We start from the raw sequence: 16,291 nt of genomic DNA, 5'->3' as shown, positions 1-16,291 counted from the left end.
GTAAGCGATTTCTACGTCAATCCCTGTGCACTCACGGCAATTGAGGTCGCCTGGGCACCCTCACCGGCTGGAAAGCGCTTGGACGCCGAGGTGGCCGTCGCAGGAAGAAACCTCATCCGCCCTGGTGGAGACCTGCGCTTGCCGGAAACCTCATCCGCCCTGGTAGGGGGCGGTGCATCGGGTTTCCCGAAATCTGGCCGCGGTCGCTCGAGTCGGCGCTCTCGCGCAGTTGCTGTCAGCGCGTCATGATGATCGATCGTGCTGCTGCGATTGGCTTACCTGGGTGTGTCGAACGCGTTCCTGATGCTGCGCCTGCTGCCGATGACCGACCGGGACAAGGACGCGGAGATCCTCGCCCTGCGCCACCAGATCACCGTGCTGGAACGCCAACTCGGCGAGCAAAAAGTCCGGTTCACGCCGAGCGATCGAGCGTTCCTGGCGGCGCTGTTGCACCGGCTACCGCTGCACGTTCTGCGAAGATTACGGATGCTCGTACGCCCCGACACGGTGCTGCGTTGGCACCGCAACCTCGTCGCACGCCGCCATGCCGCCTCCTGCCGGTCCAAACGCCCGGGACGACCGCGCACCGTGCGCTCGATCCGCCTCCTGGTGCTGCGGCTGGCGAAGGAGAACCCGAGCTGGGGGTACAGGCGTCTGCACGGCGAGCTGCTTGTGCTGGGGGTGAAGGTGGGCGCGTCCACCGTCTGGGAGATCTTGAAGGAGGCCGGCATCGATCCTGCGCCCCGAGCGGAACTCCAGTACCTGGGCCACCTTCCTCCGCGCTCAGGCTGATGCCCTGGTGGCCTGTGACTTCATGGAGACAGTCATCCTGTCGGGGTTACGGATGTACGTGCTCGTGGTGATCGAACACGGCAGTCGCCGGATCCGCGTCCTGGGCGCCACCACGCATCCGAGCGCCTCCTGGGTAGCGCAAGCGTCGAAGAACCTCGTCATGGACCTCGAAGACCTCGGCTACCGCGCACGGTTCATGATCCGGGACAGGGACGGGAAGTTCCCCGCCCTCTTCGATGCCGTCCTCAAGGACGCGGGGATCGACGTCGTGCTCAGCGGCATCCAGATACCACGAATGAACTCGATCATGGAGCGCTGGATACAGACCTGTCGCCGCGAGCTCCTGGACCGGACGTTGATCTGGAACCAGCGACATCTCCTCCACACGCTGCGCGAGTTCAAGCAGTTCTACAACGGACACCGACCACACCAGGGCATCGCGAACGCCAGGCCGCTGCACCCCTTGCCCCCACCGATCGACGACCCTGACGCGATAGCCCGCCTCGACATACGCCGACACGATCGCCTCGGCGGCATCCTCCACGCATATCAACATGCGGCGTGACCTGCACGGATGAGGTTTCCGGCAAGGGCAGTCGTAGGCCCGGTTGATGCGTCGGTGTATCCGGGGCGCGGGGTGGTGGGCGTCACGTAGACCTTGATCCCGGCGGCGTGCGTTGGAAGACCTCGTGGTAACTGCGCAGGATCCGGGCCGCGTCGCAGCCATAGGCGCCGATTGCGCGGGAGCTCGGTGGTGATGCGCCGGGCCAAGTCGTCCGGCCATCGGCGGCTGGTTCCCGTCTCGGTGCAGCCCGGCCCGCGGTTGGTGCTGCCGTTCCCGTGCCGCTCACGTCGGAGGGGTGGTTGCCCGAGCCAGCCGGGGTGAGGCAGTTGGCACGGAAGGCGCTTGTGTGCTGGCCAGGGGTGTCGCTCGAATCGGCGCTCTCGCACAGCTGCTGTCAGTGCGTCATGATGATCGATCGTGCTGCTGCGACTGGCTTACCTGGGTGTGGCGAACGCGTTCGTGATGCTGCGCCTGCTGCCGATGACCGACCGGGACAACAGACCTGTCGCCGCGAGCTCCTGGACCGGACATTGATCTGGAACCAGCGACACCTCCTCCACACCCCGCGCGAGTTCGAGCAGTTCTACAAGGACACCGACGACACCAAGGCATCGCGAACGCCAGGCCACTGCACCCCTTGCCCCCGCCGATCGACGATCCCGACGCGATAGCCCGCCTCGACATACGCCGACACGACCGCCTCGACGGCATCCCCCCACGCATATCAACATGCGGCGTGACCTGCACGGATGAGGTTTCCGGCAAGGACAGAGCCCGAGTAGGCCGGGGCCCGAGCCCGCCGGACCGGACCCGGTGTCGGTGCGTCGTTTCTTGATCGACCTCACTCTTGACACAGGCCTCGCCCTGGCACACCATCCTCGAAGCGCTTCGATAGTTCGATCCGAAAGAGCTGATCACCTAGGGGAAGACGAAGGGGTCGGTCGCAGTCTTTTGCGCGAAGCACGGAATCCTCCGAAGCGCTTCATCTTCGAAGCGCTTCACTCGGTGAGGTTCGTCAGAGCACGTTCGAGACCCAGCTGAGGAGTTCCGCAATTTCCATCGACTTATTGGCACTCTGTCTGGGGCTGCCGCTCGAAAGCCCCGCGGCGGCGCCGGAGGCGACGGCGCTGAGGGACGGAGAGGCGAACCTGACCTACGCCAGACTCCACGATCTGGTCGTCGAAGAGGCCGCCGCACTGCGGCGGAACGGCGTGGGGCCCGGCTCGCTCGTGGCCCTGCCCCTGCCGGAACGGCGCACCGCCCGCACCATCGTCTCCCTGCTGGCGATCCTGGCCGCCGGCGCGGCGTTCACCCCCGTGCCGACGGGAGCGCAGAGCGAGCCGGTGGTCCGCGCGATCGTGTCGGACTGTTCCGCCTGGCCCGGCCACCTCTCGCCGCTCTCCGCGCCGGCCTACGTCCTGTCCACCTCCGGCAGCACCGGCCCGGCCAAGCACACGGTGGTCACCAGGGAAGGCCTGCGGGCGGTCTTCGCCGGCCTGTACGCCCGGTTCCGCGACCAACTGCCGCCGCTGGCCACTTGGACGCAGATGCATCCGCTGACCTTCGGGTTCAGCGTCTGCGAGGTGCTCGGGAGCCTGACGTTCGGCGGGACGCTTGTCCTCGTCGAACGCGAGGAGCCGGTGACGTTCACGGCCCTGTCCCGGATGCTGTCCGAGGAGACCGGCCCACACGTGGTGTGTCTGACCCCGTCGGAACTGTCGGTCCTGGTGAGCGCGGAGAAGGCGCCACTTCCCTCGTACCTGCTCCTCAGTGGCGAACCGGCCCACCGGGCACCGCTGCGTGACGTCTTCAGACGTACGAGGGGCGTGCCGCCGGTCGTAGTGAACACCTACGCCGCCACGGAGACTTCCGGGCAGATCACCGCGGACCTCGTCACCGCCGAGCGGCTCGACGCGGTCCTCGCGGGCCATGTCGGACGCCCGCTCCCAGGAGTCGAGGTCGTACTGCTCGGCCGGGATGGCGTGCCGGTTCCCCCGGGCGACACCGTCACCGAGGGGGAGATCGAGGTGCGGGGCGCCACGGTGTCGGCGGGCTATCTGGACGCCGCCGCACACGGGGCGAAGTTCGCCGCCGCCGACACGCAACGGGCGTTCCGTACGGGCGACTGGGGGCGCTGGGCCCCCGACGGCGGGCTGGTGGTCACCGGGCGCAGCGAGCGCCGGGTGAAGCTCGCCGGACGCTGGACAGCCCTCGACGAGATCGAGCGGGCCCTCACTGAGGACGGCCTCGTGGCCGAGGCGATCACGGCCGTCGAGGAGTACCCCGTCGACGACGGCGCCTCGGCCGGACGCCTTCTGGTGGCCGTCGTCCCCGCGGGGGCGACGCGGGCCGAGACGGCAGCCCAGGTGCGGCGGCGGGTGTTGCGGCTGCTCGACGGTCCGGTCACCGTCCGTACCGTCGTACACGAGACGATCTCCCGTACCGCCCACGGCAAGACCGACCTGGCCGCGCTGCGGCGGACGCCGCGGGCGTCGGACCGGGGCGCCGGGCTCGCCGCCACCGTGATGGTCGTGTGGACGGAGCTGCTGGGGAGCGGGTTCTCCGCCGACGCCAACCTCTTCGAGAGCGGTGTGGACTCCCTCGGGGTGGTCGCCGCGTCGGCCCGGCTCACCCGGGAGCTGGGGCGAGAGATCTCCCCGTCGTTCCTCCTTGACCACCCCCGGATCACCCTCCAGATCAAGGCTCTCTCCGAGCAGCCCGACCAGGTCGCGCCAGCAAAGTCACGAGTACGTCAGGCAAACCCGCAGGGCAGCGTCGCCGACCGGCGGCGGGCGACCCGACGCCCGGACGGCGCCCCTGTAGCGCCGTCCCTCAAGAAGGAGTGATGCAGTGAACGACCGCGATGTCGTGGTCCTCGGATACGCGTGCCGGGTTCCCGGCGCATCGGACGTCGCCGCGCTGTGGAAACTCGTCTCCGAGGGCAGGGACGTGGTTACCCGTGCCGCAACCAACGTCGGCGCCACCGCCGGCGGCCGCGTCCACGCCTACGGGCTGGTGGAGGCAACGGAACAGTTCGACGAGGACTTCTTCGGCTACTCGCCGAAAGACGCCGCCGAGATCGACCCACAGCAGCGCCTGCTCCTGCTGTGCGCCGTGGAAACGCTGGAAGCGGCCGGGCTGCGGCCCTCCGTGATCGACTACGACATCGGGGTGTGGGCCGCCACCGGCCTCAGCTCCTATCTCCTCCAGACATGGGATCCGGCCCTGAACGGCACGGAGGGCATGTCGGTCCTGATGGGCGGCGACCCCCACTACGCCGCCACCCGCATCGCCTACAAGCTGGGCCTGACCGGACCGGCGATCTCGATCGGTTCCGCCTGCTCCTCCTCGCTGCTGGCGATCCACTCCGCGTCGCAGGCCATCCGGGCCGGGGAGTGCGATCTGGCCCTGGCTGGTGGAATGGACATCGAGCATCCGCAGCCCATGAGCTACCTCCACCAGGAGGGCGGCATCCTCGCCGCCGACGGCGTCTGCCGGCCTTTCGACCGGGACGCCACCGGCACGGTGTTCGGCTCCGGCGGCGGCCTGGTGCTGCTGGCCGATAGGGGCCTGGCCGAGCGGGAGGGATGGCCGATCAGGGCGGTGCTGCTCGGGTCAGCCGCCAACAACGACGGCGCTGCCAAGGCGTCGTTCACCGCCCCGAAGTCCTCCCGCCAGGCCGATGTGATCCGGCAGGCGCTCGCCGCCGGCGGCGTGGAGTCGGGCGAGGTCACCTACGTGGAGTGCCACGGAACCGGCACCAGGCTGGGCGACCGCAGTGAGCTGGACGCCATGACCGCCGCCTACGGCTCGGGATCCCGGATCGCGCTCGGCTCGGTCAAGGCGAACCTCGGGCACCTGCGCGTCGGCGCCGGTGTGGTGGGCTTCATCAAGGCGTGCGAGATGCTGCGGCACCGGACGCTGCCGCCGGTCGCCAACCTGGTCGAGCCGTCCGGGTCGGTGGACGAGGCGGGCTTCGTCGTACCGGCCGCGGCGGCCCCCATGCCCGATCCCGACTCCGCGGTCATAGGCATCAGTTCCTTCGGCTTCGGCGGCACGAACGTCCACGCTGTCGTCGGCGGTGTCCCGGCCACGGCGGGCGGGGCCACGGACGCCCGGCAGGCCGAAGACTCCGAGCACACCGAGCACACTGATCACGTGGTGCTCCAAGTCTCCGCCGCCACTCCGGACTCCTGCCTCGCCACCTCCGTACGGCTTGCCGATCACCTCCGTGCCGAGCCACGGGTCCGGCTGGACGCGGTGGCCCGGACCCTGCGCCGGGGCCGAGAGCCCAAGCCGTACCGGCTAGCCGTGATCGCCCGGGACCGGGAGGCCGCGCTCCCGGGGCTGGAGGGCGACTCCGCCTTCGCCGTCGAGGACTGGGCCTCCGCAGCGGTGACCCCCGTCGTCCTCGTCCCGGGACAGGGCTCCGACCTCGGCCCCCTCGCCCGCGCGCTGTGGCAGTGGGAACCGGTGTTCACGGACGCGTTGTGCCGCCACTGGTCCCGGCTGGGCGAGCTCCGCCCCGGCACCCCGGACGTCGAGACGGCGCTGGCCGACTCCGAGCGGCTGCCCCGGGGGCAGCGTCATGCCTGGCACACCGCGGTCGCGCTGGCGGTCGTCGAGCAACTACGGCACCGAGGGCTGCCAGACGGCCCCTGCGCCGGATACTCCCTGGGCGAGTACGCCGCGGCCGTCGCCGCCGGGGCCCTCGACGCCGACCGGGCCCTGGCCCTGCTGATCGACCGGGGCGAGGAACTCGACCGCACCGCTCCGGTCGGCCGGATGCTGGTGGTGCAGGCGGGCCCGAAGCAGACCACCGAAGTACTCCCGGACCTAGTCCCGGCGGCCGTGCTCTCCGACGAGCGCACGGTGTTCGCAGTCGCTGCCGACGCGGCCGACGAGCTGCGCGACCGGCTCGCCGCGGCCGGTCTGTCCAGCCGTGACGCCGACGTCGACCTCCCGTACCACTCGCCGCTGCTCGGCGAGTCCGCGGCCGCCTTCGCGACCCGGGCCCGGTCGGCCGCGCCCGGGGAGACGAGCAGCTGGATACCCACGCTCGGCTCCGACGGACAGCTGTCCTCGTACTGGGAGCGGCACCTCGTCCAGCCGGTGGACCTTCGGGCGGTCGCCCGCTCGGTGGGCGACCTGGTGGAGGAGACCCGTCCGGCGCTCGTCGACCTGAGCCCCGACGGCTTCCTCGGACGCGCGGTGCTCTCCGGCGCGCCGGACGTCGTCACCGTCCACCCCTGCCGGTCCGCCGACGACCACCGCGCCGCCTATCTGCGCGCACTGGCCGGGCTGTGGACGGCCGGGATCGAGCTCGACCTGAGCCGGCCCAACGAGGCCGCGACCACGGTCGACCTGCCCTCGCGGGTGTGGGATCTCGGCCCCCACCTGAAAGGACGCCCGGAGGGCAGCGAGCCGGCCGCGGTCCGCAAGGGCAAGCGCATGGTGGTGCGGGAGCGTTCCCTCGACCGCTGGATGTATCACCCGAGCTGGCGCATGCGCCGACGCTCTCCGCAGCCGGAGGACGTGGCGGGCCAGCGCTGGCTGGTGTTCGCGGGACGTGACGGGTTCAGCGACCGGGTCGTCACCGAACTGCGCGCGCTCGGCGTCGAATGCGTCCTGCTGCGCCCCTTCGACGACGTCGTCCCGGGCGACGAGGAATCCGTCAAGTCTGCGCTCGCCGGGCTGGACCTGCGCTCCCGGCCCGTGCAGCGAGTCGTGCACCTGTGGTGCGCGGATGCCCTGACGGACTCCGGAGAGCTCGACGGCCGGCTCGCCGCCCTGGACACCGAACTGGCGCACGGCTTCTACACCTTGCTGTTCGGCTTGCAGTCCCTCACCTCCCACCAGGGCGCTGCTCCGGTGCGGCTCGACATCGTCGCCCACGGTGTGCATCCGCTCGACGGCACCGGCCCGGCCGTGTCGCCGGAGCGTTCCCTGCTCGCAGGGCCCGCGCTGGTCATCCCGCAGGACTTCCCGTTCGTGACCGCACGCTCCATCGACATCAGTGCGGCTCCCGACGTCGCCGAGACGGTGGCGGAACTGTGCACCCCCGCCGGGGACCACGCGGTCGCCCTCACCCTGGGCGGGCGCTGGGTGCGCGCCTACGAACGCGATCACCTGCCCGAGGTCGAGTCGGGACAGCTGCCGCTGCGGCTGCGCGAGCGCGGCGTCTACCTGATCACCGGCGGGCTCGGCGGCATCGGCATGACCCTGGCTGACTACCTGGTCCGCACCTGCCGGGCCCGGCTGGTCCTCACCGGGCTGGACGCGGTGCCGCCCACCGAGCCCGGCGCGGCCCCCGACGACGATCCGGGGCTCGCGGAACGGGCGGAGCGGATCCGCAAGCTGGAGGCGCTCGGCGGCGAGGTGCTCGCCGTGCGCTGTGATGCGGCCGACCGGGAACAGACGGCCGCCCTGTTCGAGGAGATCGACCGACGCTTCGGCGGACTCGACGGAGTCGTCCACGCCGCCGGTGTCTTCGAGACCCGACGGGCCTTCCGCAGCCTGGCCGAGACCGGCCGGGACGACTGCGAGCGACGGCTGCGCCCCAAGGTGCAGGGCACCCTGATGCTGGCCGAGTTCCTGCGGGGCCGCCGACTGGACTTCGTCCTCATGCAGTCCTCCCTCTCCTCACACCTGGGCGGCCTCGGCTTCTACGCCTACACCGCGGGCAACGCGTACATGGACGCGTTCGCCGAACGGCACCGAAGCGATGACATCCCGTGGATGACCGTCAACTGGGACGGCTGGATCTTCCGGGAACGCGACGACGATGCCCCCCACGAGTCCGTGGTCTCACCGTCCTTCGCCTCCCCCGACTTCGGCGTCGTCGCCGAGATCGCGATCCGGCCCAGCGAAGGCGCCGAGATCTACGGCCGGCTCATGAACCTGACCACGCCCCATCAGGTCCTCGTCTCCACCGCCGACTTCGACGCCCGTATCGACCAGTGGGTACGCGGCGCCGAGTCCAGTCCCTCGACCGAGCCGGCTCCCGAGCCCGCCGACACCGCCTGGGCCGACCCGGTCGCGGCGCAGGTGGCCCGGGCCTGGGCCGACCTCCTGGGCGCCGACGACCTGCACGCGGACTCCAACTTCTTCGCGCTCGGCGGCGACTCGCTGCTCGGCGTCTCGCTCGCCCACCGGCTCAGCCAGGAATTCGACACAGTGCTCAGCGCCATCACCCTGTTCGAAAACCCCACCATCACGCAGATGGCAAAGGAGATCACCCGAGCCACGACGCACGGCCAGGACAACCAGGGGGAAGCATGACCGACCACGCCGTACGACCGGCAACGCGGGCCGACGAGCCCGGCCCGCTCCACCACCCGCCGACCAGGTTCTCCGTCACCAAGCTCTTCGACGACCTGCCCTGCACCCACCGCTCCTGGGCGCACGACGGCAAGTGCTCATTCCTGCACGGCTACGAGCGGAGCTTCGAGATCGAGTTCGGATGCGGCGAACTCGAAGCGAAGACCGGCTTCGTGGTCGACTTCGGCGACCTGAAAGAGGTCCGCGCGCTGCTCCAGCAGCAGTTCGACCACACGACCCTGATCGCCGTCGACGATCCCCAGCGGGAGTTGTTCGAGGAGCTCAGGAGCTCCGGGGTCATCGACCTTCGGATCATGGACCACACCGGCATGGAGGGCGCCGCCGAATGGGTGCACGAGCGCGTCGACCGCCTGGTCCGCGAACGCACCGCCGGCCGGGTACGGGTGCTGCGCGTCGTCGCCCGCGAGTCCCGGAAGAACGCAGTGATCTTTCAGGCCCTGGACGCCCAGGGACCGATGTGAGCGGCTGTGACGGCCGCTTCGACGACGAGGCCGCCGCCGCGACGGGCTCACTGATCACGGCGGCCGTGCCGCGGCCGGGCGGAACCCCCTGGCTGCTGCTGCCCGGATGGCAGCAGTCCGCCGCGCACTGGACACCGGTCGCCCGCTGGCTGACGGGCGCGCGGATCACGCTCCTCGCCGCCGACCTGGCCGGTGCCGCGGCCGGCTGCGCCGCCCCGAGCGGCACCGTGGCGCGCACCGAAGAGCTGGTGGACCGGCTGCTCGGCGAACCGGTGACCGCCGAGGCCGCGATCGTGGTGGGCCATTCGGCCGGGGCTCCGCTGGCCGCGCTCGTCGCCGCGGCCCGGCCCCGTGTTCGAGGTGTGATCATGGTCGAACCCCTCGCCTCCCACTTCGGCGCCACCGAGCCGCGCCCGGCCGTCCCGGGCCCGGCCCGTGCCACTGGCAGGCCGAGCGGCCTGCGCGAGCAGTACCCCATGGCGGCCGAGGCCACGCTCCGCAGCATCGTCGCCGCGGCACGCAGACTGCCTCACGCCGCACCGGAACCCCCCAGGCGGACGCCGTCGGACGCCGACGCCGAACGGGCGGCGCTCGCGCGCCGGGCGCTGGCCGCGACCCGCGTACCCGTCCTGGTGCTGCGCGGCCAGGCCTCGGCGCTGCTCACTGCCGAGGACGCCCGGAACCTCGCCGCCATGGCGCCCTCCGGGCGCTGCGTCACCGTTCCGGACACCGGCCACTCACCCCACATCGACCGGCCCCGGGCCACCGCGGCGCACCTGACCGCCTTCGCCGCCGAGGTGATCGACCACTCCCCGACCTACGCAGGAGCATTCCGTGAGTGATCAGAAGGACGTAGTGGCCGCCCGACTGGTGAGCAGCCGGGACACGGATGTGCGCACCCGGGGCACGGTCGACCTGGCCCGTATCGAGGACGCCGTCCGCGACATCCTCGTGGCGGTGGGCGAGGACCCCGACCGCCACGGTCTGAAGGAGACCCCCAGACGGGTGGCCCACGCCTACGCGGAGCTCTTCGCCGGCCTGCGCGTCGACCCGGCTGACGCGCTCGGGACCACCTTCGAGGAGGGCCACCAAGAGCTGATCATGGTGTGCGACATCGAGGTGCAGTCCTTCTGCGAGCACCATCTGCTGCCCTTTGTCGGCAAAGCCCACATCGGCTACGTGCCGGGGCCGAGCGGCTGTGTCGCGGGGCTGTCCAAACTCGCCAGGCTGGTGGAGATCTATGCCCGCCGACCGCAGGTCCAGGAGCGGCTGACCACGCAGATCGCTGACTGTCTGCACGCGGCGCTCGACGCCGCCGGAGTCATGGTGGTTATCGAGTGCGAGCACACCTGTATGACGGTACGCGGGATACGCAAGGCGGGCGCCCGCACCATCACCTCGGCGGTCCGGGGCACGCTGCAGAGCGACCCCCGCACCCGTAACGAAGCCATGGAGCTGCTGCGACGCGGCGCCGCCTGAGGGGGAGTGCGATGCCCGTTCCGTACCACGAGGCGGCGGACCTGTCGGCCGCCACGACACCCCGGAGACTGATCGCCCGGGTCCTGCGCCCTGGGGCCGCCCGCGTGGCCGTGGCCGTCGTCGCCCTGGGCGCGGCGGCGGTCGTCCATATGGTGCTGCCCTGGTTCCTCGCCCGGATCATCGACGAGGGGCTGGTCGCCGGAGACCGTGGCGCCCTGCTCTCCTGGTCGCTCGCCATGTTCGCGGTCTCCCTGATCAACCCGCTCACCTACGTCATCGGCTACCGGCAGATGGCGCTGGCCGAGGCTGAGAGCCAGCGGCGCATCGCTGGCTGCCTGACCGAACGGCTCGGCGAGCGGGCGAGCCGGGAAGGGCGGCGGATCCCGGCCGGCGACATGGTCAATCTGGTCACCGGGGACACCGAGGCCACCGCGTCGATGTACTCCACGGTCGGACACGGCGCCATGAACCTGATCGCGTTCGTGCTCGGCACGGTCCTCGTCTGGCGCATCCACCCGTGGCTCGGTGTCACCATCGGCCTGGGCGTGGTCGCCACCACGCTGATCGCTGGACCGTTGCTCGGCCAGCTGCAGCGACGGCAGCGGGACTACCGCGACGAGCTGGCCGACCTCACCGGCCAGGCCGCCGACGTGACGGCCGGGCTGCGGGTCCTGCGCGGGATCGGCGGCGAGGAGCGGTTCCTTCAGCGCTACCGCCGGCAGTCGCGGCGGCTGCGGGACTCCGCCTACCGGGTCACCGACCCCAGCTCCTGGGTGCAGGCCCTGCAACAGGCGGTGCCGCTCACCTATCTCGCCGCAGTGACCTGGGTCGGCGCCCGGCTGGCGCTGTCCGGTGCAATCAGCGTCGGTGATCTCAGCGCCGCCTTCGGCTATGCGACGGGGTTGATCATGTACTCCAGTTCCCTCCTGGGCAACGCGCACGCGGTGGTCGCCGCACACGTCGGCGCCAGCCGGCTCGTGGCGGCGCTCGCCGTCGCGGACGGCGCCCCAGGGGAGAGCGTCGAGCCGATCCCGTACGGCGATCTGCGTGACGCTCCGACGGGGCTGGTGGTCCCGGCGGGGAAACTCACCGTCGTCGTGGCCCACCGGACCGCTCAGGCCGCCGCGGCGCTGGAGCGGCTGGCCGGCTACGGCGGCCCGGACGCCGGCGTCACATGGGACGGGCGGCCGCTGAGCGGGATCGAGCCGAAGGAGATGCGCCAGCAGGTGATGCTAGTCGCCGACGACGACTACCTGTTCGCCGGCCCGCTCCGCGACGTGCTCAACGCCCCCGACGACGAGACGGCCCTCGCCGCCCTCGACACCGCCTCCGCCAGCGACGTCCTGGCCCAGCTCGGGGGCACTCTGGAAGGCGCGGTCGCCGACCGGGGCCGCAACCTCTCCGGCGGCCAGCGCCAACGGCTCACGCTGGCCCGGGCGATCGCCGCCCGCCCCCCGGTCCTGCTGGCCGTGGAACCCACCTCGGCCGTCGACGCCACCACCGAGTCGCGGATCGCCGAGCGCCTCGCGGCGGCGCGGCGGCACAGCACCACCGTCGTGGTCAGCTCGTCCCCGCTCTGGCTGGCCAGGGCCGATCACGTGGCGCGGCTCACCGTCGACGAGCACACCGGCAGCGACGGGCCCGCAAGCGCGGCCGCGCGGTCCGGCGGGCTCGTCGCCACCCGTACGAGGAAGGGAGCACCGTGAGCGCCACGGAGTCGTTCCGGTTGCCCGTCGCCGAACCGCGCGACGTCCGCCATACCGTCTACCGGCTGCTCGGGCACGAGAAGGCTACGGTCGCGGCGGTCGGCCTGCTGTACCTGGCCGCCGCCGGGGCTGGCGCCGCCCTGCCCGTGATGCTCGGCGGCGTTGTCGACGGCATCCGGGACGACTGGGACGCCACCCGGGTGGACGCCGTCTGCGCGGCGCTGTTCGGCTGTGTCGTGGCGCAGATGACGCTGACCCGCCTCGGCCGGCGTCTCGGCCACCGCTTCGGCGATCGCTCCTCCGCGCGCATCAGAGAGCAGACCCTCGAGCGTGTCCTGCGGCTGCCCATGCGCACCGTCGAGCGTGCGGGGACCGGTGATCTGTCCACGCGGACCACCGGGGATGTCGACACTGTCGCCAGTCTGCTGCGCTCCACCGGGCCCGAGGTGCTCGCGGCCGTCATCGAGGTGCTGGTCGTCGTTACCGCGGCATTCTTCGTCGACCCGCTGCTCGCGCTCATGCTGGCCGTCGTACTGCCACCGCTGCTGCTGGCCGCGCGGGTGTACGTACGGCAGGCGCGACCAGCCTTCCTCGCGGAACGCGCGGCGCTCGGCGACCTCACCGAGGCCCTCACCGCGTCGGCTGCCGGCGCGCGCACCATCGCCGCCCACGGGCTGCGGGACCAGCGCACGGCCGTCGGACACCGACTGGCAGGCGCCCGGTACCGGCAGCAGCTGCGCGTCATCCGGATGCAGAGCTGGTTCCTGCCCACCCTCGACCTCGCCTACACCCTTCCGGTGTCCGTGATCCTCTGCGCGGGAGGACTCGCGGCGCTCGGCGGCAGGGCCAGTGTGGGGGCGGTCGTCGCCTGCGCGATGCTCGCCTACCGGCTCTCCGGGCCGCTGGACCGAATCATGTACTCGCTCACCGAGTTCCAGGAGGCCGCCGCTGCGCTGGCCCGCGTGGAGGGCATCGGCCTGGTCGAGCCGGAGCGGCGCACGGCACGGACGGAGGGCAGCGATGTCGCCCTACGCCAGGTCACGTTCGGCTACGACGACGCGCCCGACGTCCTCCACGGGCTCGACCTGTACGTCCGGCCCGGCGAACGTCTCGCCGTCGTCGGACCGTCCGGGGCCGGCAAGTCGACCGTGGCCTGGCTCATCGCGGGCGTCGAGCGGCCCCGCGGCGGAACCGCGTCGATCGGGGACGTGCCGAGCGCGGACATAGCACTGGAAGACCTGCGCCGCACGATCGTCCTGGTGACCCAGGAGCACCATGTGTTCGCCGCCAGCCTGCGCGACAATCTCGCGCTCGCCCGGGAGGAGGCCGACGACGTGGCCTTGCGCGATGTGCTCGACCGCGTGGGCGCCACCTGGTTCGAGGACCTCGCCGACGGCCTCGACACCGTGCTCGGAGAGAACAGCCACCCCCTCACCCTGGCCCAGACACAGCAACTGGCGCTGGCCAGAGTGCTCCTTGCCGACCCCGACGTGGTGATCCTCGACGAGGCGACCGCAGGGCTCGACACCCGTTCCGCCGGTGAGGCGGAGGCCGCCTTGGCCGCGGCCCTGGACGGCCGGACCCTCATCACCATCACCCACCAGTTGAAGGCAGCCGAGGGAGCCGACCGCATTGCGGTGGTCGAGAAGGGCCGCGTCACCGAACTGGGCACCCATACCGAACTCGTCGAGTCCCGGGGCACCTACGCGGAGCTGTGGGAAGCGTGGAGCAGTGGCCGTTCCTGACAACGACAGGAGTGTGTGCATGGACGTCATTCGTTCCGGCCCGGTGGGCTGGGCGCAGCACTGGTACTGGCTGCTGGACAGCGAACCGGTACGGGGCGACGGGCCGTTGGACGCCTACGCCAAGCGCATCGCCGTTCCCGCGGGGGCGACGGTCGACGAGGTACGGCACGCGTTACGGACTGTGCTGGAGAGGTACGAGGCACTGCGCACCACCTACGACAGCGACGCCTCCGGCGCGCCGCGCCAGCTCGTGCACGCGGAGTGCGCGCCGCAGCTGATCGTCGTGCCCGCGGACGGCACCGGAGACGACGTGTCTCCGCTGGAGCGATCCGTCCCCACGACCGGGGTGTTCGAGCGCTCCTCCTGCTTCGCCGTCGTCGGCGTGGCGGAGGAACGGGTGACGGATCTGCTCGTGGTGTTCCGGCAGATCTCCGTCGACGGGGTCGCGATCGAGAAGGTACGCGACGACCTGGAGCTGCTCCTGCGGGAACCGGGCACGCCATTGCCGGCGGGCGGGCCGGGGCCGCATCCGCTGGACCATGCCGAGTGGGAGAACGCGGCGGAGCAGCAGAAGGCCAACCGGCGGGCGCTCGCCTACTGGCAGCAGCAGTTGAGGCGCGGCCCGCATGCCTCGATCCCCTTCTCCTGGCCGGCGCCCGATGGTTCCGTAAGCTACGAGACGACGGTGGTCTCCCAGCGCGGCGCCGAGCTGTGCGCCCGTATCGCGCAGACCTGCCAGGTGACCGGGCCGACCGTCGTGCAGGGCGTGCTCGCGCTGCTTGTAGCCGGATGGACCGAGCACGACGTGTGCGTAATGACCTCGGTGTTCGCGAACCGATGGAACAAGACGACCCAGGACAGCGTGTGCCGACTGGCCGGGGGAGGCCGGATCGTCTTCGACCTGCCCCGCGACCTTACGGCCCGCAAGGCCCTGCGCACCTGCCATCTCTCCTTGCTGGAGATGTACATGAACGCCAGGTACCACGTGGGGGACCTGGTGATGCGCGAGTCCCGCGAGGCACTGCGGCGTGGTGCCAGGATCCAACCCGGCATCATGTTCGAGTATCACTACGCCAACAAGGAGCCGCTGTTCGCCGACAGGTCGGCCGAGCCGGAGCGCGTCGCGCGGACGAGGATGGACTACCGTGTCGCCGGCATGCTCGTGGACGCGTCCCTGTCGGACCGAGGGCTGGAGATCGCGGTCAGGGCACCCACGGAAGTAATGCCGGAGAGCTCCGGAGTGCCCTGGGTGGAGACCTTCCTCAGGCTGATGTCACGGATCGCCGAGGACCCCGACGCCCGTGTGGGTGAACTGGTGTCCTGTGTGGAGCTCGACGCCCCGTGGAAGCAGCGCGGATGGGTGTCACTGGACAATGCCTGGGTCCACCTCGACAAGATCGCGGCACTGCTGACCGAACACCCCAGCATTGCCGAAGCTGAGGTGTTCACCACCCCCCAGGAGGACACCACCGAGCTCGTCGCCCGGGTCGTGGCGAAGAGCCCGGACCTGACCGAGCAGGACATTGCGGAGTACCTGCGGGACGTGGCCGGTGATTTCCCGTCGACCGTCCAGCCGCACCGCTATGTGGTCGCGCATACCGGAACCGCCGCAGCCCCAAGAGAGAACACCGAAAGCGCGGCGGAGAAAGCCCTGCGGGAGGCCTTCGAGGCCATCTACCCCGAGGTCGCACTCAAGACGTCCCGGACGTACGCGGAGAACGGCGGCGAATTCCTGCGCATACCGTCCGTCCTGGCCGAGGTGTGGAAGCGCGGATACTCCGGGCTCCGGTACGCCGACTTCGTCGGTACGGCGCCGCTACGCCGTCTGGCGCTCAAGATGACAAGGGCGGCGGCGTGATCGTCTCCACCACCGCGTTCCTGAGAAGGAACAACGGCCACGGGATACTCCCCGAGAGCAGGCCGTACGCGTTCAATTACCGAAGCCCGGCGGATTCCGCGGATTCCGCGAAACCCTGTGGCTTCCGGGAATTTGTCACCTGGGCTGACCTGTTGCTTCGGATCTGGCCAGATCTCAGCCATCGCCGCAGCGTGTGGACCGCTCCTGGGCCGCATTCCTCAAAGCCCGGTCCTCCGCGATCGTAGCCACTGAAGTTTCCCCGTGATCCTGGACACTCTTCTTCTACGCTGCGAGTGTGTGGCTGTTGCGGAACCGTTGGCGCGTCTCGTGTGGTGTGAGATACC

Annotated in this window: 8 protein-coding genes and 2 pseudogenes; all 10 read left to right on the top strand. The window is 70.8% G+C overall.

Going from position 1 to position 16,291, the window contains the following annotated elements:
- Positions 1–258: 258 nt before the first annotated feature.
- The 10 genes and pseudogenes from ACH4TL_RS45095 (at position 259) to ACH4TL_RS45050 (ending at position 15,947) form a co-directional block, all read left to right on the top strand.
- Positions 259–1,357, top strand: a pseudogene (locus ACH4TL_RS45095) (integrase core domain-containing protein).
- A gap of 497 nt (positions 1,358–1,854) precedes the next feature.
- Positions 1,855–2,097, top strand: a pseudogene (locus ACH4TL_RS45090) (integrase); the annotation flags it as partial.
- Between the two features lie 327 nt (positions 2,098–2,424).
- Complete coding sequence (locus ACH4TL_RS45085; RefSeq protein WP_398331592.1) at positions 2,425–4,203, top strand: non-ribosomal peptide synthetase; 1,779 nt, start codon at positions 2,425–2,427, stop codon at positions 4,201–4,203.
- 4 nt (positions 4,204–4,207) lie between these two features.
- Positions 4,208–8,638: an SDR family NAD(P)-dependent oxidoreductase gene (locus ACH4TL_RS45080; protein WP_398331594.1), complete on the top strand. Its 4,431-nt coding sequence runs from the start codon at positions 4,208–4,210 to the stop codon at positions 8,636–8,638.
- Positions 8,635–9,159: a 6-pyruvoyl trahydropterin synthase family protein gene (locus ACH4TL_RS45075; RefSeq protein ID WP_398331597.1), complete on the top strand. Its 525-nt coding sequence runs from the start codon at positions 8,635–8,637 to the stop codon at positions 9,157–9,159. The genes ACH4TL_RS45080 and ACH4TL_RS45075 overlap by 4 nt, the downstream gene beginning before the upstream one ends.
- Positions 9,156–10,001: an alpha/beta fold hydrolase gene (locus ACH4TL_RS45070; RefSeq protein WP_398331600.1), complete on the top strand. Its 846-nt coding sequence runs from the start codon at positions 9,156–9,158 to the stop codon at positions 9,999–10,001. Before ACH4TL_RS45075 ends, ACH4TL_RS45070 begins: the two co-directional genes overlap by 4 nt.
- A 25-nt stretch (positions 10,002–10,026) precedes the next feature.
- Complete coding sequence (gene folE, locus ACH4TL_RS45065) at positions 10,027–10,638, top strand: GTP cyclohydrolase I FolE (RefSeq protein ID WP_398331615.1); 612 nt, start codon at positions 10,027–10,029, stop codon at positions 10,636–10,638.
- Positions 10,639–10,649: 11 nt separating this feature from the next.
- Positions 10,650–12,344: an ABC transporter transmembrane domain-containing protein gene (locus tag ACH4TL_RS45060; RefSeq protein WP_398331603.1), complete on the top strand. Its 1,695-nt coding sequence runs from the start codon at positions 10,650–10,652 to the stop codon at positions 12,342–12,344.
- Positions 12,341–14,089: an ABC transporter ATP-binding protein gene (locus ACH4TL_RS45055; protein WP_398331606.1), complete on the top strand. Its 1,749-nt coding sequence runs from the start codon at positions 12,341–12,343 to the stop codon at positions 14,087–14,089. Before ACH4TL_RS45060 ends, ACH4TL_RS45055 begins: the two co-directional genes overlap by 4 nt.
- 19 nt (positions 14,090–14,108) lie before the next feature.
- Positions 14,109–15,947 (top strand): condensation domain-containing protein, encoded by a 1,839-nt coding sequence (locus tag ACH4TL_RS45050; protein WP_398331609.1) that lies wholly within the window; start codon positions 14,109–14,111, stop codon positions 15,945–15,947.
- Positions 15,948–16,291 lie beyond the last annotated feature (344 nt).

It is taken from the genome of Streptomyces sp. NPDC021115 (genome assembly GCF_044333065.1).
Taxonomy (GTDB): domain Bacteria; phylum Actinomycetota; class Actinomycetes; order Streptomycetales; family Streptomycetaceae; genus Streptomyces.
The sequence above is the reverse complement of the archived record's forward strand: the minus strand, read 5'-3'. Positions and strand labels throughout refer to the sequence as shown.